At 66.9% G+C, this 20,433-nt stretch carries 19 protein-coding genes; 13 read left to right on the top strand and 6 right to left on the bottom strand.

Features of this window, described 5'->3' with window-relative positions:
- The first annotated feature begins 12 nt into the window (after positions 1-12).
- The 3 genes from ACFWY5_RS40635 to ACFWY5_RS40625 are packed head-to-tail and all read left to right on the top strand — an operon-like array spanning position 13 to position 4,215.
- Positions 13-1,641: an FAD-dependent monooxygenase gene (locus tag ACFWY5_RS40635; RefSeq protein ID WP_379637991.1), complete on the top strand. Its 1,629-nt coding sequence runs from the start codon at positions 13-15 to the stop codon at positions 1,639-1,641.
- Entirely contained in the window at positions 1,638-2,705 is a 1,068-nt protein-coding gene (locus tag ACFWY5_RS40630) for a methyltransferase (RefSeq protein WP_379637990.1), read from the top strand. The genes ACFWY5_RS40635 and ACFWY5_RS40630 overlap by 4 nt, the downstream gene beginning before the upstream one ends.
- Before the next feature lie 22 nt (positions 2,706-2,727).
- Complete coding sequence (locus tag ACFWY5_RS40625; protein WP_379621336.1) at positions 2,728-4,215, top strand: vanadium-dependent haloperoxidase; 1,488 nt, start codon at positions 2,728-2,730, stop codon at positions 4,213-4,215.
- Between the two features lie 63 nt (positions 4,216-4,278).
- Here the strand turns inward: ACFWY5_RS40625 and ACFWY5_RS40620 are convergent, their stop codons facing one another.
- Positions 4,279-5,049, bottom strand: a complete 771-nt coding sequence (locus tag ACFWY5_RS40620) for an ArsR family transcriptional regulator (RefSeq protein ID WP_379637989.1) — start codon at positions 5,047-5,049, stop codon at positions 4,279-4,281.
- Between the two features lie 75 nt (positions 5,050-5,124).
- Positions 5,125-5,499: a DoxX family protein gene (locus ACFWY5_RS40615; protein WP_379621332.1), complete on the bottom strand. Its 375-nt coding sequence runs from the start codon at positions 5,497-5,499 to the stop codon at positions 5,125-5,127.
- 128 nt (positions 5,500-5,627) lie between these two features.
- Between ACFWY5_RS40615 and ACFWY5_RS40610 the strand changes: the two genes are divergently transcribed.
- From ACFWY5_RS40610 to ACFWY5_RS40595, 4 genes are read left to right on the top strand one after another with little or no spacing between them, the layout of a single operon-like run.
- Positions 5,628-6,905, top strand: coding sequence for a metallophosphoesterase (locus ACFWY5_RS40610; RefSeq protein ID WP_379637988.1), 1,278 nt, complete (start codon positions 5,628-5,630; stop codon positions 6,903-6,905).
- An 18-nt stretch (positions 6,906-6,923) separates the two neighbouring features.
- Positions 6,924-7,547, top strand: a complete 624-nt coding sequence (locus ACFWY5_RS40605) for a phosphatidylserine decarboxylase (protein WP_379621328.1) — start codon at positions 6,924-6,926, stop codon at positions 7,545-7,547.
- Between the two features lie 19 nt (positions 7,548-7,566).
- Positions 7,567-7,896 (top strand): hypothetical protein, encoded by a 330-nt coding sequence (locus ACFWY5_RS40600; RefSeq protein ID WP_379621326.1) that lies wholly within the window; start codon positions 7,567-7,569, stop codon positions 7,894-7,896.
- Positions 7,893-9,446 (top strand): cation acetate symporter, encoded by a 1,554-nt coding sequence (locus ACFWY5_RS40595; RefSeq protein ID WP_379621324.1) that lies wholly within the window; start codon positions 7,893-7,895, stop codon positions 9,444-9,446. Before ACFWY5_RS40600 ends, ACFWY5_RS40595 begins: the two co-directional genes overlap by 4 nt.
- A gap of 23 nt (positions 9,447-9,469) precedes the next feature.
- Here ACFWY5_RS40595 and ACFWY5_RS40590 read toward each other — a convergent pair whose 3' ends face one another.
- From ACFWY5_RS40590 to chrA, 3 genes are all read right to left on the bottom strand, one after another.
- A complete protein-coding gene (locus tag ACFWY5_RS40590; RefSeq protein WP_379621322.1) occupies positions 9,470-9,862 on the bottom strand; it encodes a VOC family protein in 393 nt (130 codons plus the stop codon).
- A 225-nt stretch (positions 9,863-10,087) separates the two neighbouring features.
- On the bottom strand, positions 10,088-10,543 hold the full coding sequence (locus ACFWY5_RS40585) for an HIT family protein (protein ID WP_379621320.1): 456 nt from the start codon (positions 10,541-10,543) through the stop codon (positions 10,088-10,090).
- Positions 10,540-11,721: a chromate efflux transporter gene (gene chrA, locus ACFWY5_RS40580; RefSeq protein WP_379637987.1), complete on the bottom strand. Its 1,182-nt coding sequence runs from the start codon at positions 11,719-11,721 to the stop codon at positions 10,540-10,542. The genes ACFWY5_RS40585 and chrA overlap by 4 nt, the downstream gene beginning before the upstream one ends.
- Before the next feature lie 144 nt (positions 11,722-11,865).
- On the opposite strand from chrA, the gene ACFWY5_RS40575 reads away from it, so the two are divergent.
- Entirely contained in the window at positions 11,866-12,249 is a 384-nt protein-coding gene (locus tag ACFWY5_RS40575) for a VOC family protein (protein WP_379637986.1), read from the top strand.
- A gap of 4 nt (positions 12,250-12,253) precedes the next feature.
- Here the strand turns inward: ACFWY5_RS40575 and ACFWY5_RS40570 are convergent, their stop codons facing one another.
- On the bottom strand, positions 12,254-14,839 hold the full coding sequence (locus tag ACFWY5_RS40570; RefSeq protein WP_379637985.1) for an AAA family ATPase: 2,586 nt from the start codon (positions 14,837-14,839) through the stop codon (positions 12,254-12,256).
- Between the two features lie 744 nt (positions 14,840-15,583).
- Here ACFWY5_RS40570 and ACFWY5_RS40565 point away from each other — a divergent pair.
- The 5 genes from ACFWY5_RS40565 to ACFWY5_RS40545 all read left to right on the top strand — a co-directional run bounded on the left by ACFWY5_RS40565 (position 15,584) and on the right by ACFWY5_RS40545 (position 20,428).
- Positions 15,584-17,101: a 3-deoxy-7-phosphoheptulonate synthase gene (locus ACFWY5_RS40565; RefSeq protein WP_379637984.1), complete on the top strand. Its 1,518-nt coding sequence runs from the start codon at positions 15,584-15,586 to the stop codon at positions 17,099-17,101.
- Positions 17,102-17,250: 149 nt separating this feature from the next.
- Positions 17,251-18,078, top strand: coding sequence for a hypothetical protein (locus tag ACFWY5_RS40560; RefSeq protein WP_379637983.1), 828 nt, complete (start codon positions 17,251-17,253; stop codon positions 18,076-18,078).
- A gap of 246 nt (positions 18,079-18,324) precedes the next feature.
- Positions 18,325-18,840 carry a Chromate resistance protein ChrB gene (locus tag ACFWY5_RS40555; RefSeq protein WP_379637982.1) on the top strand — a complete coding sequence of 172 codons (516 nt, stop codon included), beginning with the start codon at positions 18,325-18,327 and terminating at the stop codon, positions 18,838-18,840.
- Positions 18,837-19,268 (top strand): chromate resistance protein ChrB domain-containing protein, encoded by a 432-nt coding sequence (locus tag ACFWY5_RS40550; protein ID WP_379637981.1) that lies wholly within the window; start codon positions 18,837-18,839, stop codon positions 19,266-19,268. Before ACFWY5_RS40555 ends, ACFWY5_RS40550 begins: the two co-directional genes overlap by 4 nt.
- Positions 19,265-20,428, top strand: a complete 1,164-nt coding sequence (locus ACFWY5_RS40545; protein ID WP_379637980.1) for an MFS transporter — start codon at positions 19,265-19,267, stop codon at positions 20,426-20,428. Before ACFWY5_RS40550 ends, ACFWY5_RS40545 begins: the two co-directional genes overlap by 4 nt.
- The last annotated feature ends 5 nt before the right edge of the window (positions 20,429-20,433 follow it).

The raw sequence follows: 20,433 nt of genomic DNA, 5'->3' as shown, positions 1-20,433 counted from the left end.
CAGGAGGCAATCGTGGATCCGGTTCTCGTCGTGGGCGCGGGCCCGGTCGGCATGGTCGCCGCCCTCACGCTCGCCGACCAGGGCGTTCCCTGCGTCCTCGTCGAGGAGAGCTTCGAAACGACCAACCACCCGAAGCTGGACTACATCAGCTCCCGGAGCATGGAGTTGCTCCGGCGGCTCGGGCTCACCGCCGACGTCCGCTCCGTCGGCGTCCGGCCCGAACACCAGGCCGACGTCATCTGGTCGACCGGTCTCGCCGGTCAGCCGATCACCGTGTGGAGGCTTCCCTCGGTTTCCGAGGAACGTCAATACATCGCGGAGCACAATGACGGCACCCAACCCGTCGAGCCGGGGCAGCGCCTGTCGCAGATCGACCTGGAACCGGTCCTGCGAGCCCACTGCCGACGCCACCCATGGGTCGAGCTCCGGTGCGGCTGGCGCTTCGAGTCCCTCGTCCAAGACGAGATCGGTGTGGTCAGCCGCCTGGTCAGCACCATGGACGACAGCGAGGTCCTCGTCCGCTCTCCCTACGTGATCGCCTGCGACGGCGCGTCGAGCCAGGTCCGTAAGTCCGTCGGGATCGGGCTGAAGGGGTTCGACGTGCCTGAGCTGCCCAACGCGCTGATGGTGCACTTCAAGAGCCGTGACCTGAACACCTTGCATCGCCATGGGCGGTTCTGGCACTACTTCGCCTTCAGATATGTGATCATCGCGCAGGACGAGGTCGACACCTGGACCGTGCACGTCAACGGCATGGATCCCACGGAATTCGACCCGCCGCCCGCCGATCCGGCGGCGTTCGCGCTCGGCACCATGCAAGCAGACCTGAAGATCGACAAGGTGCTGCTGACCTCGCGCTGGCGCCCGAGCTTCGTGATCGCCGACCACTACCGCGCCGGCAGGGTCCTCATCGCCGGGGACTCCGCGCATCAGATGTTCCCGACCGGCGGCTACGGCATGAACTCCGGCATCGCCGACGCGGTGGACGCCGCCTGGAAGATCACCGCTCTGGTCAAAGGCTTCGGTGGTCCCGGCCTTCTCGACAGCTACGAGGATGAGCGCCGCCCCGTTGGCCTGCGCAACATGCACACCTCCCATCGGCATCTCGGCGTGCACCTCAGGGCCGGCGGGCTCCTGCGCGACGGCACCCCGCTGCCAAAGATCGCCTCGTTCCTCAAGGCGGAGCGGGGCGAGAACGAGTACACGGGAGTCGAGCTGGGCTACCGATACGACGCCTCCGGCATCGTCTGCCACGACGACGCGCCGGAACCCGAGTGGACCCCGCGACGCTACACGCCGACAACCTGGCCCGGAGGCCGCCCGCCCAGTGTGCTGCTCGGTGATGGCACGCCCCTCTACGACCGGTTCGGCGCGTTCTTCACCCTCGTCGACTTCTCTGGAGACGGTCGCGCGGACGGGCTCCTCACCGCGGCGGCCGAACAAGGCCTGCCAGTGCACCACGCCGTGGTGACAGACGACCTGGCTCGCGGGATCTGGGAGCGGGACCTCGTTCTGATCCGGCCCGACCATCACGTGGCCTGGCGCGGGAACCGGAGTCCGTCCTACCCCGCCGCGGTGGTGCAGCGGATACGCGGCGCGTCACCCTCGGCGGCCGCGCCCAGGAAGGGGACACCCCAATGACCGCAGAACGCGTGCTCGGAAGATTTCGCGAATACATGCTGGGGCCGACGAGGTTCATGAACCTGCTGTGCGCCTTCGAACTCGGGATCGTCGACGCGCTGAGGCACAACAGCGGGATGACCGCCGCCCAGGTGGGCGCCGTCGTCGGCGCCGCGCCGGACGCGGTCGAGCAGTTGCTGCACCTGCTGGTCAAGGAGGATCTCGTCGCGTACGACGACGAGTCGCGGACGTACGCGCTCGCCGAGCTCGCCGCGGTGGCCGAGGAGGACCTCCAGCGGGTGCTCGCCATCATGAACATGATCAAGATGGTGGTGCTCCGGCAGAGCTTCTACCTCGCCGACAGCGTGCGGACGGGCACGACGGTCGGGCTCAAGAAGCTCTATGGGCACACGGGCAACCTCTATGAAGCCCTCGCTGAGCTGAAGGAACTGCGGGAGTCCTGGGGCACGATGATGGACGCCGTCACCGCCCACATCGACCCCTGGTTCTTCGGGAACATCGACATACAGCCCGGCTCCAAGGTGCTCGACCTCGCCGGGAACACCGGCCTGGGCGCGATCTTGGCCTACCGGTTGAAGACCTCGCCCGGTCTCCGCGTGGCGACGTTCGACCTTCCCGAGAAGGAAGCCGAGTGCCTGGCGAACTTCAAGGCGCAGGGCGTGGACGAGCATTGCTCGTTCATCGGCGGCGACGTCTTCCGCAGCGTGCCGGAAGGATTCGACGTCGTGCTGATCAAGCACTTCCTGGACATGTTCGACAAGAAAGAAGTGCTCAAGATCCTCGGCAACACGTACCGGGCGCTCGAAGCGGGCGGGGAGGTCCACATCCTCGGCCCCGTGTATTCGGAAGACGTCAAGGACACGTACGCGGTCGACTTCTTTCCCACCTATTTCCTCGGCTGCACCATGGGCCAGGGCGGGCCGCAGAAGCTTTCCACTTATAAGGCGTGGCTCGAGGAATGCGGATTCACCATCACGAAGGCAGTCACCGAGAACCTCGGCGAAATGCCGGCCGACGCCCTCGTCGCCCACGGCATCCTCTGCGCCATGAAGCCGCACACATAAAGAACGAAAAGGAGAATGTCAGGTGTCAGATCTAAGACCGTCATGGAGCCGGAGGCTGAAGTACGCGATGGCCGTCGCCGTCGCGGCGTTACTGACGATGAGCCTGGTCCCCGGCGCGGCCGCCTCGCAGCACAAGACGGCGGCGGCCTTCGACTTCGACAACGGCAACTCCCTGACCGAGGTCATCTACCCCAGATTCCAGAAAGCGGTGCGCACGATCACGGACGGCGGCGACGCCACGCTGATCGCCGACCATATCCTGATGGTGGAGCTCGCCTGGTTCGACGCCATTGCCCCGTACCATGCGACGGCGGTGGGCATCTACTCCAACCTGGGACGCCGCCCGAGAAGCGAGGCGACCACCCGCAACAGGAACACCGCCGTCATCTACTCGGCCTACACCTCGCTGACCGCGGTCTTCCCGCACTTCACCGCGGACTTCCGCACCATGCTGACCTCGGTGGGGCTCGATCCCGACGACAGGTCGGAGAACACCACCACTCCCATCGGCATCGGCAACCTCGCGGCCAAGAAGGTCATCGAGGCGCGTAAGAACGACGGGTCGAACCGGGACGGAAGCGAAGGAGGCCGCGCGTACAACCGGCAGTCGTACGCCGACTACACCGGGTACAAGCCGGTCAACACTCCCCACGAGCTCCGCAACCCGTCCCGCTGGCAGCCGAACGTCATCTCATCGAACGGCCTGTTCAGAGCCCAGCAGTATGTGACCCCCTACTATGGGCAGGTCAAGCCGGTCTCCTACAGCAGCCCGTCCCAGTTCACGGTCTCACCCCCGGTCGACAGCAACCATCGCAATCGCGTCGGCTACAAGCGCCAGGCCGACGAGATCCTGGCCGCGTCGGCGAACCTGAACGACCACAGGAAGATGGTCGCCGAGTTCTTCAACGACAAGATCTACAGCCTTGGATTCGTCACCGGCAACGCGGTCTTCAAACAGCACAACTTCGACATCGAGAAGGCCGTGCACTTCGTCACCACCGTCGACCTGTCCATCTTCGATGTCACCGTCGCGACCTGGTACTTCAAGCGGAGGTATGACGCGGTCCGGCCGTTCTCCGCGATCCGCTACCTGTACGGAGACAAGAAGGTGACGGCCTGGGGCGGCCCCGGCAGGGGCACGGTCAACGACATCACCGGAAACGAGTGGCGCAGCTACCCGAACACGCACGATCACTCCGAGTACCCCTCCGGCACGTCCGCGAACTGCATGGCCTACACGCAGGCGGCCCGCCGGTTCCTCGGCACCGACAAGATCGACATCACGGTCCCGCGCGCGAAGGGATCCTCTCTGATCGAGCCAGGGGTCACTCCGGCTACCGACATCACCCTGCGCTGGAACAACTGGACCGACCTGGCCAATGACTGCCGCATGAGCAGGGTCTGGGCCGGCGTGCACTTCCGTGCCGCGACTCAGAACGTGGCCGAGTACGCGCCGAAAGTCGGCGACTCGGTCTACACCTTCATTCAGCGCAAGCTCAACGGCGGCTGATCCGCCCGCACCACTCGCCGTCGGCGGTGTCCCCTCGCGGGTGCCGCCGTCGGCGGCTGCCCGCTATGACCGGACGGGATTCGCGGGCACGCCGATCGACGTCAGCCAGAACCTGATGCGGGTCTCGATGTCATCTGCCATCAGCTCGAACGCCGAAGGATCATCCTCCTGCGCGGCCGGGTCGGGCATGCTCCAGTGAACGAGCGTGGGGTCGCCGGGGAAGGCGGGAACCACCTCGCGCACCCGGTCGCACAAGGTGATCACGTAACGGAAACGTCGCCGGGCGAACTCGCTCAGGTTTTTGGGCCGCTGGCCGGTGAGGTCGATGCCGCGGGCGGCCATGACCCGCTCCGTGCTGGGGTGTACCAGCGGCTTGGGCTGGCTGCCCGCGCTGAAGCTCTGTACCTGGCCATCGGAGCGGACCCTGCTGAGCGCCTCGGCCGCCTGCGACCGGGCGCTGTTTCCGGTGCACAGGAACAACACCGCGCACGGTTTCGGAGCCGGAGCCTTGGGCGCGATGATCGGCGCCGGATCGAAGGCCAGTCCGGGATGCAATGACGCTCCCGCCTCGGCCAGCAGCTGGCCGCATCGCGTCAGGTCGAGCCGGTAGTAGGCGTCGCGGCCGTCGAAGCTACTGCGACGGGCAGTGACCATCCCGCCGGCCCGAAGCCGGCCCAGGTGGTAGGAAACCAGGTTCTGCGGCTCACCTACCAGCGCGACCAGTTCCCGGACGCGCCGGTCGCTCAGCGCCAGCTCTCGCAGCAGCCGCCAGCGCAGGGGATCGGCCGCCATCCGCGCGAACGGCGGCGGCGCGAGTTCTCTGCCAGGCTTCATGTAAACAACGATACATCAACAGGAAATGCACCAGTGTGGTTCGATGCATCGTTTTCGAGCGTTGGAGCTCCAGGCTCAGCGTCTGATGCGGTCGACCAGGAACCTGGTCGAACTCCACCGAACCTTGGCGATGACGGCGAAGGCGACGCAGAGCAGGACGGTCAGCACCGCCATGACCGGCCGGTCGATCGTCAGATTGGTGAGGGTGGCGCCGATCATGACGCCCACCAGGCCGAGCGCGGCCGGTCCCGCCACCCGCGGGATCATCAGGCCCACTCCGCCGGCGAGTTCGACCGCGCCGGTGACGTAACGGAACCAATGGCCCCACCCGATCTGGTCGAACATTTCCACGGATGAGGGAGTTCCGGCCAGCTTCGCCAGGGCCATGAACACGATGAACGCTCCCAGCAGAATCTGAGCCGCCCAAAGGGCGATATCGCGCCTCGTCATCTGCATGATTCTTCTCCGCCCTGTCGAGAATGTGGCCCCGTATTCGCGCCATATCCCGTTGAATCGCGGGCATAGATCGCGCGGACACGTGGTGACCGGCAGAGCGTGCGCTCCCAGACTCTGAAGACATGGTGACCAATAATCCACTCATCTTCTTCGGAATCATCACGCTGCTGGCCGTCTCCATTCACCTCTATCTGTGGGCGCGGCTCGTCCGTTCCACCACCCGCCCGGGTCGATGGCGCCGGGCCGGTGGGATGACGATCGCCGGGCTCGGCATCGTCGGCGTGGTCGGGTTCATGGTCACCCGGACGGTCGGCGTAGATGCCTGGTGGCTGGCCTGGGCGGGGTACGTATGGATCGCCCTGATGTTCTACCTGCTCCTCAGCTTGCTGGTGCTGGAGGTCCCACGCGCGGCGCTCCTGATGTGGTGGCGACGGTCGACGAAGACCGAGGTGGCGCGGACGCCCTCGCCGGCCCTCGTAGCGACCCCGCGGAGGGAACCGGACGAGCACGCGGAAACACCTCTCCGGACCCCCGATGGCCTCGACGCACTGAAGCTCGACGAACCCGGACGCCGGCTGTTCCTCGCTCGTGCCTGCGCGCTCGCCGCCTGCGGTGCCGCGGCCGGTTTCGTCGGGTACGGCATGAGCGCCGCGTTCGGTGATCTGCGGACCGTCCGGGTGACCGTACCCATCAGGGGACTGGATCCCCGGCTCTCCGGCTTCCGCATCGCCGCGGTGAGCGACACGCACTTCGGGCCGTTCCTCCACCGGGAGCTCGCCGAGCGCATCGTGGCACGGGTCAATCGCGAGCAGCCCGACATGGTGGCGATACTGGGAGACCTGGCGGACGGCACGGTCGCGGAGATCGGACGCGCCGCCGAGCCGCTGCGCGCGCTGACCTCCCGCCAGGGCACATACTTCGTGACCGGCAACCACGACTACTCCTCCGGCGCCGACGAGTGGGTCGATCAGGTCCGGTATCTCGGAATGCGGCCCCTGCTGAACGAACGCGTGGAGATCGCCTCCGGAGGCGCCGCCTTCGACCTGGCCGGGGTCACCGACGTCATGGCGCCGATGTACGACCACGCGGGGCCGGACTTCGCCGCCGCACTCGGCGGAAGGGACCCGGCGCGTCCGGTGATCCTCCTGGCGCACCAGCCCGTCCAGGTCCATGCGGCCATCAGGCACGGCGTCGACCTCCAGCTGTCAGGTCACACCCACGGCGGCCAGACCGTCCCCTTCGACCGGCTCGTCGGTCTGCAGCAGCCGGTGCTCGCCGGCCTGGCGAGGAAGGAGTCCACCTCCATCTTCGTCACCCGCGGCGCCGGATTCTTCGGCCCGCCCGTGCGCGCCGGAGTCCCGCCCGAGATCGCGATCATCGAACTCCAGCCGCAGGCCTGAGCCGGAAGGGACCAGCACATGTCCACCCGCCCACGGCCAAGGCTGGCACGCGGAACGACCCTCTGGCTCCTCCCGGTCCTCGCCCTGGCGGCCGCCGCGGCGGCCGGGTCCCGGCGCTCACGTCTCTGCGCCGTGGCCGCTCCGCCGCTGGTCATGCTCGCGGGCCTCATGCTCTGGTTCTTCCGCGATCCGGAGCGAAAGCTGGGCCAGGGCCGGCTTCTCTCCCCGGCGGACGGCGTCGTCCAGAGCATCCATCCGTGGCCGGACGGCCGGACCCGTGTGTCCATCTTCATGAACCCGCTGAACGTCCACGTCAACCGCGCTCCCTGCACGGGAACGGTGACCTCGCTCGCCCACATCCCGGGTGGATACCTGCCCGCCTTCGACAAGGACAGCGACCGCAACGAGAGAGTCGTGTGGCACCTGAGGACCGACCTGGGCGACGTGGAGTTCGCGCAGATCGCCGGTGCCGTGGCGCGGCGCGTCGTTCCCTACGTGAACGCCGGAGAGGTCGTCAGGCAAGGCGATCGCATCGGCCTGATCCGCTTCGGATCGAGGGTGGACGTGTACCTGCCCGAAGGCCTCACACCAGCAGTCAGCGTCCGGCAGCGCACCCGTGCCGGACAGACACCCCTGGCGTGAAGATCCCGGAGGAGGCGCGTTGAGCACGGGCAAGGGCCTTGAACCGTATCCCCTGACCAGGGCAGAGGACACGAACAGGTACGTCGCGCTCCAGCGTTCCCCGGCCTTCGCCCGTCTGCGGTCCCGGTCGCGGCGCTACCTGGCCTGGAGCGCCACGCTGTACCTCGGGACGTTCACTGTCACCGTGGTCCTCTCGCGGTGGATGCCCGGAGTGCCGCGCCTGATGTGCGCGCTCGGGCTGATCGCCCTGCCCGTGCTCGTCGCCGTGGTCCACCTGGTATACGCGCGCCGGCGGCTCGACCCCCTGGCCGACAGGATCCGCGCGGAGTTCGAAGGCAGTCGACGGTGATCTTCAGCCTGGTCATCCTGTTCCTGATCTCACGCCTGAGCCGGGCCCGGAACACACGCCCGGACTTCTACACCGGCGACCGCGCCTTCACCGCACCGCAGAACGGCCTCGCCCTGTTCGGCACGTTCATGATGATGACGTCGTTCCTCACCCTGGGCGACGGGATCGCGTCTTCCGGGTACGACGGAGTCCTGCCGGTCGCAGGCTTCGCCGTGTCGTGGCTGACCGCGCTACTTCTCGTGGCCGAACCACTGCGCAACACCGGCGGATACACCCTCGGTGACGCGCTGAGCGTGCGGATGAGGGCCCGCCCTGTCCGTCTGGCCGCCGCGGTGGTCACACTCGTGGTGTTCGTCCTCTACATGACCGGGCAACTGGTGGCGGCCAGCGGCCTGCTCGCGCTCCTCATCGGGCTCGGCGGACCCGCCGGCCAGGCTCTGATCATCGCCACGATCATTGGCGTCACCCTGTTGACCGTGTACCACGCTGGCATGCGGGGAACCACCTGGACCCAGATCATCAACGCCCTCCTGTTGTTCACCGCGGTGGCCCTGCTCGCGTACACCCTGCTGTCGAGCCACCGCCTTGACGCGTCGACGCTGCTCGGAGACGCGACCACGCGACTTCCGGCGCCCGACCTGCTGGAGTCTCTCTCCGGACTGCTCACCACGGTGCTCGGGCACGCCGTGCTGCCCTACCTCTTCATCCGCTTCCTCACGGTGCCCGACGCCAAGCACGCGCGCCGTTCGGTGTCCTGGGCCATCTGGCTCACCACGCCGTACTCCCTGCTCATCGTCCTGATCGGCCTCGGCGCCGCCGCACTGGAAAAGCGAGCTGGGGAGGCGTCCCCGCTGGTGGTCGCGCTCGCCGAGGGGCCGGTGCTGGTGTTCGTCGCCTCGGTCGTCTTCACGACGATCATCGGGCTCACGGCAGGACTGGCGCTGAGCGCCGGGGCGAGCTTCACCCGCGACGTCTACACGAATCTCATCGGGCGGGGTCCGCTCGACGAAGCGCGGGAAATCGCCGTGGCGCGCCGTACCGTGGTGGTGCTCTGCCTGCTTCCCGCGGTCGGCGCGATCTTTCTCATGCGGCAGAACGTCACGTTCATGCTGTCGCTCGGAATCACTCTGGCCGCCTCGACGATTCTGCCGACCCTGCTCTACGCGTGGTTCTGGCGGGGCTTCAACACGGTGGGGGCACTGTGGAGCATGTACGGCGGCGCCGCGGTCACCACTGTTCTCGTGGTGTTCTCGCCGGCCGTCTCGGGTGATCCCCTGGCCTTGCTTCCCGGCGCCGACTTCGCTCTCTTCCCGTGGAGGCATGTGGGCGTGGTGTCGATCCCGCTGGCCTTCCTCCTGGGGTACGCCGGTGCCAAGGCTCGCGGCGAGCGTGATGACGTGAGGTTCGCCGAGATGGAGGTCCGGGCGCTCACCGGCGCGGGCGCGGCGAAAGCCGTCCCCAGGGACCCGGACGACGTGGTGCCCTGGACCGGGAAGCTGCCATGGGGCAGACGCCGCCCCCTGAGGCCTCCAGGCCGCGGCGGGTCCTGACCGCTGCGGCCCGGGGCCGAGGGTTACATGGCTTCGTACTCGAACAGCTCGACGAGGTTGCCGTTCGGATCTTCCAGGAGGATCTGCTTGCCCCCGGGGCCGGTGGTGATCTCATTGAGGAAGGTGAGGCCCTCGGCACGGAGCCGCTCCACCTCGGCGGCGATGTCGCCCACGACGAGATGGATCCTGTTCCATCCTCCGGGCGCCGGCGTCCTGCCGTCGGGCAGCGGCCGTGCCGCCGGGCTCTTCGCCCCGCTGAGCAGGAGCCTCAGGTTGCCCCTGATCAGCGAGGCGAACGCGGGTACCGCGCTGATCTCGACGGTGAAACCGAGGTGCTTGCTGTAGAACTCGATGGCTTTGGGGACGTCGTCCGATATGTAGCGGACGCCGACCTGCTTCTCGTGGACTTCGGACATCGCTAGGTCCTTTCCGAGCAGGAACAGGATGCGTTCACATGGTCCGTCGGCCGCGCGGACGAAGACCGAATAGGTGTCCGCGGAGGTTGTGCCGGGCGAAGCGCCGCGACTCGGCCGACGGGCTCCTGGTTTGCACACCATCATTATAAATCAATACAAATAGATGAATCAATCTACATTGCTATATCTCTGAAGGGGTACGGCCTGCCGTACCGGCTGAAAACCTCAGCGAGAGGCCGCGATGAGATGGCGGCGGACGGCATGGGCCGCGGCCACGGCCTCGGCGGGATCGCCATGCTGGGGGGCGGCCAGGAAGTCGGTGCCGCGCAGGGGATGGGAGGCGGGGCGGGGATAGAGCCAGGCGTGGAAGTGCTGGACGCGGTCGCGGGTCGAGACGAGATGTACACGTTCGGCGTCGGTCGTGGCACGAAGCGCGGTGTCGAGCTGGGCGAGCAGCGGGCCGAAGGCCGCCGCTTCCGAGGCGGTCATCTCGGCGAAGTCGACGAAGTGCCGCCGCGAGACGATCTTCATGGTGCCGGGGATGGAGGCGTCGGCGGGTCCGTGGTAGACCGACCACAACGCGTCACGGTGGATCCAGCCGCCGGGAGGCTCCTCGGCCGCGGCGTTCAGGCGACAGTACTGGCAGGTGTGCGTGCCGCTCATGGGGATCCTTTCGGTCACGTGAGAAAGGTATGGGCCAGTCCGACGGCCGCTCCGCCGGCGATCAGCCAGGCGTTGTTGAGTCTGGTCTTCCAGAGCAGGAGCAGGCTGATCACCGTGATGGCCGCGGTGAGGGGGTCGACCACGGCGGTTCGGGCGAGCTGATAGGAGACTCCGGCCATGAGGGCCAGCGCCGCGGCGTTCACTCCGTCGAGCAGCGCGGACGTCCAGGCGCTGGAGCGGAGCTTGTCGGTGAGCCTGGTGAGCAGGCCGACGAAGACGAACGAGGGCAGGAAGATGGCGAGGGTGGCCAGGAACGCGCCGGCGGGGCCGGCGACGAGGTAGCCGATGAAGGTGGCGGTGGTGAAGACCGGCCCCGGAGTGACCTGGCCGATGGAGACTGCGTCGATGAGCTGCTCATTCGTGATCCAGCCGAGCCGCTCGACGAAATCTCCGCGCAGGAAGGCCAGCAGGACGTATCCGCTTCCGTACAGCACCGAACCGATCTTCAGCATGGTGAGGAACAACTGGGCAAGCTGAGCTCCGGTCGGGTCCGGGAACAGGGGCGAGCCGCCGAGGGTGAGCAATGGCGTGGTCAGTAGCCCGTGCATACGGTTGTGGTTCGCGGGCGGATTGCGCAGAAGGTATATGGCGGCAGACAGCAGTGCCGCGCCGGTGAGGATCAGGAGTTCGTTGACCCCGAGCAGATAGGCGGTCAGTGCGATGACCGCCATGGCACCGAGCCAGATGGTCTTGACGACGGTGCGGATCAGGCCGAACAGCGCGTGCGCGACGATGGCGATCACCACAGGGATGATCCCGTACAAAATGCCCTCGACTGCGGGCGTGCTGCCGTAGGTGACATATCCCCAGGCCAGGGCGGTGACCATGAGAGCCGCCGGAAGGATGAAGCAGATCCCGGCCGCGACCAAACCGCGCCATCGTGCGCGGTCGTAGCCCAGGTGGATGGCCAGTTCGGTGGAGTTGGGGCCGGGAATGAGGTTGGTCGCGCCCATGAGATCGGCGAATCGCGCATCGCTGACCCAGCCGCGGCGCCGTACCAGTTCGTCGCGCATCATCGCGGTGTGCGCGGCCGGGCCGCCGAAGGCGATGACGCCCAGTTTGAGAAACATGAGCGCCACCTGCCACGTCGCCCCCTTGCTCTGACCGGTCTCCGCGGCGGGGTGCTCGTCTGCCACTGTCGATTTCCTTTCGGTCGATAGACAGTGCATCAAACCCGCTTGATATATTATCGCATGGTGGCGTCCATGCCTCAAGCGGCCTCGACATCAGGGCGAGGCGCAGATCCCGCCACCTCTACCGGCATCACAGGAGGCCCCATCATGACCGCACCTGAGCAACTCGCCAGTGTCCGCTACCTCGTCGATGACGTGACCGCCGCCGTCGACTTCTACACCGTCCACCTGGGCTTCACGGTGCACACCAACGCCGCGCCCGCCTTCGCCGACGTGGTACGCGGCCCGCTGCGGCTCCTCCTGTCCGGCCCGACCAGCTCCGGCGCCCGAGCCACCCCTGCGGAGGACACCGCCCCCGGACGCAATCGCATCCACCTCGTCGTCGGCGATCTCGACGCCGAGATCGGACGGCTACACGCCGCCGGACTGTCCTTCCGCAGCGACGTCGTCGCCGGTCCCGGTGGGCGTCAGATCCTGCTCACCGATCCCGCCGGCAATCTCATCGAGCTCTTCGAGCCCCGCCGGGGGTGACGTCTCACGAGGCTTCATGCGTGATGAAGTGCTTGGTGAGTTCGACCCGGCTGTTGATGTTCAGCTTCGCGAACACGCGCCGGAGATGGCTGTCGACGGTATGGGGTGACAGGAACAGGATGCTCGCCGCCTCCTTGTTGGTCCTGCCGTCCACGATGGCCCGCACGACACGAAGCTCCGCGATGGTGAGACTTTCCCAGCCTGAAGTGGGCCGGTCCGCGCCCAGCGAGCCCGCCTGGGTCACACCGAGCCGGCGGAGCTTCCTCTGCACTCGGGTGACATCATGGCGCGCGCCGCAATTGAGGTAGAGATCGAGCGCGGACTCGAGAAATCGGACCGCCTGGTCCTGATCGCGGGTGTTCTGCGCTTCCTGGGCGGTGTCCTCGAGGGCGATTCCCGTCGCCAAGGGGCGCCTGCTGAGCCGATAGTGCTCAACGGCCCGGCGCAAGGCGGACAGGTCACCGCGCAAGAGCCCTTCGGCATGCTCCGCACCGCCCGCCAGCGAGGCCACCGTCGGGTTGCGTTCGGTCAGGCGGCGGGCGAACCCGGCCGCCTGGTCGGCTTCGGCGCTGAGCCCTGCCTTCCTGGCCAGCCGTACGATCGTCGCCGCCGCCGTCGGGGCTTCCGCGAAGAGCAGCGTTTCAGGAGCCACCCTCTCCTCGACGTTGATCAGCGTCTGAACCGCCATGCTGGGGCGCCCGCAGGCGGCGTGGAACTGCGTCAGCGCCCAGTCCAATCCGGCCTTGTCTGCCATCGTGTCGTCGGTCACCAGTCGTTCCGCCATGCGCAGGTGCTCGCTGGCGGTCGCGGAATCGCCATGATGCAGACTGATCCGGGCCAGTACCACACGCGGATGGATGGAGTCCTCAGGGGTCGACCGGCTCGAGAGACGCAGCCCGGTTTCGGCGGCCACGCGAGCCTCATCCAGCCGCCCGCCCGTCACCAGGAGCTCGGCGTGGTGACTATGCCACAGCGGCTCGGGCCATGCCGCGCCGAGCCTTTCCGACTCCTGCTTGATCGCCGCGCATACGGCGGACGCCTCGTCGAACTGATCGGCGGCGATCAGAGCGCGTACCATCCATGTCCAGAGAGGCCGTTCGCACCTGTCCTCAGAGCCCAGCCGGGGACCGTTGACCACAGTTCGCCTGCTGTCACGTGCTCCCTCTGGTCTAGCGTGCTTCGCCGTATCCGTGAGCAGGCGTTCGAGTTTGGCCCGGTCGAACTCGCGAAGGTCCTGGCGCGCCAACGTCCGCTGGAGTGGCTCGGCCAGAATGCCGTGGTCGCCGGCGTCTTGCAGACCTTGCGCGAGTTCAAGGACCAGTTGCACCTCGGCGGCGGCCTCGACACCAGTACGCAGGGCTACGTCCGCGAGACGACCCGCTTCGGCGCCCCGCCCGGCCCCTGCCAGGAGACCCACAGCGCGAGACAGTGTTCGTGTCCCGTTGGGAAGCTGGACCACGGCGGAGATGACCAGAGCCACGATCTCATCACAACTGCATACTCGCTGTTGCGGAGGCACCTGAATGACCGGCCGGTCAGTCCACGCTGGGTCCGCATGAGTGGGACTGTTCCCAGGCGGTGCGGCCGAATCCAAGCTAGCGATGGAGCCCTGCTGAAGTGCCTCGTCGATCACCTCGTGAACGAAGGCCAGCTTCTCCCCGGTTCTCCGAATGAAGCCCGCCTGTATGGCCTCCTCGACGCTGGCAGACAGGTTCGGCGCGGGTTCGCTGAGCAAAGCCGCCGCTTCCTCGGCGGTGAACGCGTGGCCGATCCTCCTGCCCTGCGTAAGCAAGCGCCGGACCGGGTGCGACAGTTCGTCCAGAAGGCGGTCAACGGCGACGAGCACACATGCGGGGAGGCGATCGGCGAACACGGAGGCGGTGCCATCGGCGATGACCACCTGACCCGCTTCCATGAGCGCGCAGAGGAGATTCTCCAGCAACCACGGATTGCCGCCGCAGCGAGCGGCCCAGGTGAGCACCGAGGCGTCCGGCTTGGCGCCCAAGGCGTTGGTGCAGAGCGCCGCCACCGCCTCATCGCCCAAAGGCCCAAGGTGAAGGCGGACCGCGGCACGGTCGATCAGCCAGCCGATCGCGTGCTGAGCGAGCGACTGGGCGGGAACGGGCCGCCGTGCGAGCAACCACAGCACCGGTGACGCGGCGAGTGACTGCACCAGGCTCTGGAGGGCCAGGGCGCTGGCCTCATCGGCTCGCTGGGCATCATCGAGAACGATCAGGAGGGGGCGTCTGCGCGCGGCCTTCTCGATTAGCTCGCGTAGCCGATCCGCCAACCAGAAAGGATTGACTTCCGGGCGAACTAAGTCCTCGAATTCCGACTCGCTGGACATTATGTGCCGCAAGAAGGTGACCAACTCGCGTGCGGGCGTCGGTTGATCGATTACTCCCGTCCGCATGTAGGCCACGGTTAGGCCCCGCTCTGCTCCCTCCAGGGCTGTCGCCTTCAGGATGCGGGTTCTGCCTATGCCGATCGGCCCTTCGAGGATGATGCATCCACCCGAACCATGCAGAGTGGCATTCAAATGACCGACCAGCACTGACAGTATGTGTTCACGCCCGACTAATGGATACATGATCACCCCAGTGCGGAGACGAAGATTCCCCCGGTGTTCGACACAACCATGGCCACAATACGGGGGTCAACGACCATGCTTAATATGGCGTATCCGCGTTAAATCAAACTGTATTGATGTAGGTGATCGTCATTATGACCACCTTTTGACGTAATTAACGGAATTGGTTGTGAGTCATTGCGCTTGACGGACTACAGTTACCGTGATACGTGCCTAGAGTTAGGGGCTGTCTCTATGGGGTTTGGGTGCTGGCGGGGCTCACTGTGGCAGTTGCTCCACTCTGTGCAACGAATAGTCGCGCGGCGAATGGGTGATTTCAGGGGCCATCTCCTCGCTCGATAGCGGTCCGCTCGCGACCGCCCGACCAGGGGTCGAGCCCGATGGAGATCGTTCTGTAAGCGTCGGTTCACCGCGGCGGCGCTATCCCCTGTTCGCCACGAGTTCGCTCTGAGGACATCGCGAATCGTATGCGACCGGGCGTGCCATGAGAGTGCCTCTGAGCGATGACAGTGTTTGGGACCCGCCCTTCGTATTGGCGCCGCACCTTCCTTGCCCGGTGGCGGAAGCATTCGACCACGTGAGTCTCCGTCAACGCGAAGACGTGATGTGCCAATGTCGCCGAGTCGGTCAAGCTGTCCGAAGTGTCTCTGCCGACGACTGACGCCAGCCGGTTTCCTGAAGGGAGTCGACGTGCAACCACCCCGCTCGACCGCAGAACTCGGTTGGCTCCGGCCGTGGGAGAGCATGCCGGCGGCACAACAGCCGGAGTGGCGTGACCATGCCTCCTATGACGACGTTTGCAGGAGGCTGGCTTTGACGCCGCCTCTTGTGAAGGCTGCGGAGATTCAGCATCTGCGCCGATCGCTCATCAAAATGATGCAGACCGGCGCCTTCCTTCTTCAGGGCGGCGATTGCGCGGAGAGTTTCTACGAATGCACCGACCTGCACATCACGGAAAAGATCCGGGTCATCGACAGGCTGGGAGATCACCTGAGCGATCTCACCGGGCAGAGCGTCATCCGGGTCGGGCGTATGGGGGGACAGTTCGCCAAACCGCGGTCACAGGCGACGGAAGAACTCGGTGGCCTCAGCATCCCCTCCTTCCGAGGACACATGATCAACTCAGAGACCGCCGCGCTCCCGGCGAGGAAGGCGGACCCCCGGCGCATGCTGTGGGCTTACGAAGCCAGCGACAAAGTGCAGCGGGCGATGCGGGCACACCGACAGAGGCAGGGACTTCCCGCGATGGAGGGGCCGTGGTCCAGCCATGAGGCATTGGTGATCGACTATGAGAGCCGCATGCTCCGGCCGGACCCGGATTCGAACCGGCTCTACCTGACCTCCGCCCACCTGCCCTGGGTGGGGGAGCGCACCCGCCATTCGGCCGGTGCGCACATCGCCCTGCTCTCGTCGGTGGCGAACCCCGTCGGATGCAAGATCGGGCCGGCGGCCACCCCGGGAGAGGTCCTGAACGTGTGTGAGGCACTCAACCCGCGACGCGAGCCCGGGCGGCTCGTGCTGATTCCACGGATGGGCCGCGATCTCATCCAGGAGGCTCTACCGCCGATCGTCCGAGCCGTGGCCAACGGCGGCTATCCGGTCATCTGGTTGAGCGACCCCATGCATGGCAACACCGTCATGTCCCATCGGGTCGGCTTGAAGACTCGGTATCTCGACGACGTGATCACCGAATCGCTCAGGTTCCGTGACATCCTGGAAGGGCAACGGCAGCACCCCGCCGGACTCCACATAGAGGTCGCGGCGGGCGATGTGACGGAGTGCGTCGGCGGCTCGGTCGGGAGCGAGGACGACCTCCTGCGCAACTTCTCCTCGTTGTGCGATCCGCGGCTCAACGCCGACCAGGCCATGGAGCTCGTCGAGGCATGGGCCAGCGGGGTCGTCGCGTGCCAGTCCTTCGCGGGGCGGTCGCAGCGAGATGCGGTGGGGCAGCGGATCGCTCATGGCCTGCGATCGGGTGGGCCCAACCTTGTCGTCGCGGACCAGCTCACGGAGCACCGAGAGTCGAGTGAGGATCCGTCCGGTGATCCAGAGGTGTATCAGGAAGATGGATCCCTTGGTGACACGACCCCAAACGGAGGCGTCTTCCACGGTCCCGTGAGCATTGGTGTGATGTGTGCTGTCAGCCCAGACCCTGATGATCGTCGGGCGGGCCAGGGTGAGGTGGCCGCCGGCACTGTCCACGAGCCTGGCAGTGGTGGTCACCACGAGAAGGGCGGCAACAACGCCGGTTGCGGCATGTAGCCCGGCACCGAGTGCACCTACCACTGCGGTGACCACGAACGTTTACAGCTTGAGCGATCAGGCTGCTCGAGCCTGTGGGTGCCCGAAACTCGGCCGTCGGGCTGACCTGGGGTTCGGCGCTCCCGTTCTTGCAGGCATGATCGCTGTGCATGGCGTTGCGGCCGCTTTATCTGATCTTCGTCCAACTCGCGGCGTGGGTGGTGCTGCTGGGTCGTTCGCAGAGGTCGAAGGAGGTGGAGATTCTGGTCCTGCGTCATCAGCTCACGGTATTGCGTCGGCAGGTGGCGAGGTCCCGGCCGTCATGGGCGGATCGGGCGGTGATCAGCGGGCTGGCGCGGCTGCTGTCTCCAGCCGGTCGTCTGCGGTTGTTCGTGACGTCGGGCACGCTGCTGCGCAGGCACGCCGATCTCGTACGGCGGCGGTGGACTTTCAAGCGCCGCAGCCAGGGTCGGCCTCCCACTCGCGCCTCCATCCGGGCCTTGGCACTTCGTCATGCCCGGGAGAATCCGCTGCGGGGATACCGGCGGATCGCTGGGGAACTCGCGGCTCTGGGCTACCGGGTGGGAGCCTCCACGGTGTGGCTGATTTTGAAGCAGGCCGTCATCGACCCAGCACCGCGACGCATGGGACCGACCTGGAGTGAGTTCCTGCGTGCTCAAGCCACGGGGGTCCTGGCGTGCGATTTCTTCCACTGCGACACCGTGCTGTTCAAGCGCCTGTATTGCCTGGTCGTCATGGAGCTGAGCAGCCGCCGGGTGCACGTTCTCGGCATCACCGAGCATCCGGCCAGGGCCGTGGGCTGGGCAGCACGCCAGGAACCTGGTGATCGAGCTGGGGGACAGGATGGAGGGGTTCAGGTTCCTCATCTGCGATCGGGATACGAAGTTCACCGCCATGTTCGGCGAAGTCTTCACGGCCGAGGGCATCGGCATCCTCAAGACGCCTGTAACGCTTCGAAACTCGCACACAGTGCGTGACTTGCAACGACGTTGCAGTTTGAGTCGGCCGTTGAGCATCCGCTCAATCCTAGTTGAGCGGATGCTCAGCAAAGAGTGATCAACACCAGAGAAACTACAGCTCAACACAGGTGGATGGATTTTTCGGCACCCACACACCTCCCGGACCTGGCTCGGCAGGATCGGCGTCGCGGCCCTTTGACCGGTACCACACTGCTCATTAGACTGTAACCACGGCTACAACAACCACGGTTACGATGAGGCGTCATGGACGGCACAGTGCGGCAGCGCGACAGCGGGCCGGGAATGGTGGGGCAGTGGGTGTTGCTGGCCTACCGCATCCCGCGTCAGCCGTCGACGTTGCGGATCACGATCTGGCGCAAGCTGGACCGGCTCGGCGTTGCGCGGCTGGGGGACGGGCTCGTGGCCTTGCCGGCCGATGCCCGGACCAGGGAGCAGTTGGAGTGGATCGCCGAGGAGATCGGCGAGTTGGGCGGCTCGACGACGCTGTGGCTGGCCGCCGCGGGCAGTCAGGCGCAGGAGCAGATGATCGCGGCGGAGATGCGGCAGGCCCGAGCTCAGGAGTATCGGGCGGTGATCGCACAGGCCGAAGACACGACGCGAGCCCGGCCGGGCGAGCAAGCCCGGACGGCCAAGCGGCTGCAGGCCGAGTTGGGCCGGATCGGCCGCCGCGACTACTTCCCGCCACCCGAACGTGAACAGGCTCGCCTTGCGGTGCGAGCGCTGGCTGAACAGGTCCTCGCCGCCCGGGAGAGCCGATGAAGTGGGCAACCCGCAGAGGGGTGCACATCGACCGGGCGGCGTGTGCCTGGCTGATCCGCCGCCACCTCGATTCGGAGCCCGAGTTCGTGTTCGTCGACGACGCCGCGTCGCTGCCAGCGGACGCGACGCCGTTCGACATGCGGGGGGCTGAGCTGTCGCATCATGCCGGCGACTGCAGCTTCGAGACGATTCTGCGTCGTTACGACCTCGACGACCCGGTGTTGTGGAAGGTCGCCGAGATCGTGCACGAGGCCGACATCGACGACGAGCGGTTCGACGCACCCGAGGCGCGCGGAGTGGACGTGATCCTTCGCGGACTGTCGATGATCTACGACGACCAACGCATCCTGCAGATCACCGAGCCGATCTTCGACGGCCTCTATGAGTTCCACCGGCGTGCTCTGCTCCTGGGGCGGGAACCGGCATGAGCCCGGTCGGCCGGGTGGTCACCCTGCTGCTGACCTCCCAGGCGTTGCGCGGTCTCGGCTACGGGATCGCGGCTGTCCAGCTTGGTGCGATCTGGCGGCTGGACGGCCTGACTCCCGGCGGTGTGGGGCTGATGCTGGCGGCCGTCTTGGCCGGCACGCTCATCGCCAGCCTGGCGTTGGCGCGGTGGGGAGATCGCCTTGGTCGCCGCCGGGTGTATGCCGCCTTGTACGGGGCGTTGGTCTGCTCGGGGGTCGTCATCGCGTCCGGGGGGCCGCTGTGGTTGCTGGCGGCGGTGGCCATGACCGGGGCGCTGTCGGTCGAGGTGATGGAGTCCGGGCCGTTCACGACGCTGGAGCAGGTCATGCTGGCCGGCACCGGGCGGCCACAGCGCGAGGTGGTGCGGGGCTTCGGCCTGGACAACGCGGTCGCCGCCGTCGCCGGGACGGCGGGCGCGCTGCTGGGGGCGCTGCCGCCGGACCGGCGGCTGCTCGGAGGGGTCCTGGCCGTCGTGGGGGTGGTCGGGGTGGTGCTGGCCGCCTGGTTGCCCGCGAGTGTCGAGGCGCCCGCCGTCGTTCCCGGCCGCCGGGTGCTGGCCCGTTCGCGGCGGCCGGTGGTACGGCTGGCCGCACTGTTCGCGGTGGACAGCCTCGCCGGCGGCTTTGTGGTGCAGGCGTACCTCGGCTACTGGCTGAGCCTGCGCTACGGCGCCACCACGCAGACCATCGGCGTCACCTTCGCCGTGCTGGGGGTGTTGCAGACCGCGTCCCTGCTGGCCGCGCCCCTGGTGGCGGGGCGGATCGGGCTGCTGCGCACGATGGTGTTCACGCACATCCCGTCCAACCTGCTGCTGGCCGCCGTCCCGTTCGCGCCGGGACTGGGCGGGGCGATCGCGCTGTTGACGGCGCGGGCCTGTCTGTCGCAGATGGACGTGCCCACCCGGCAGGCGTACGTGATGACCATGGTCCCCGCCGACGAGCGGACCGCGGCCGCGGCCGTCACCAACACCGCCCGCTACCTCACCCGTCCGGCCGGACCCGCGCTGGCCGGGCTGATCCTGCCCTTCGGGCTGGCGCTCCCGTTCGTCATCGCCGCAGCCGCCAAGACCGCCTACGACCTGACCCTGTGGCGGATCTTCCGATCCGTCCGCCTGCCCTCCTGATGAGG

It is taken from the genome of Nonomuraea sp. NPDC059007, assembly GCF_042740555.1.
Taxonomy (GTDB): domain Bacteria; phylum Actinomycetota; class Actinomycetes; order Streptosporangiales; family Streptosporangiaceae; genus Nonomuraea.
This window is presented reverse-complemented; position numbering and strand designations above follow the sequence as displayed.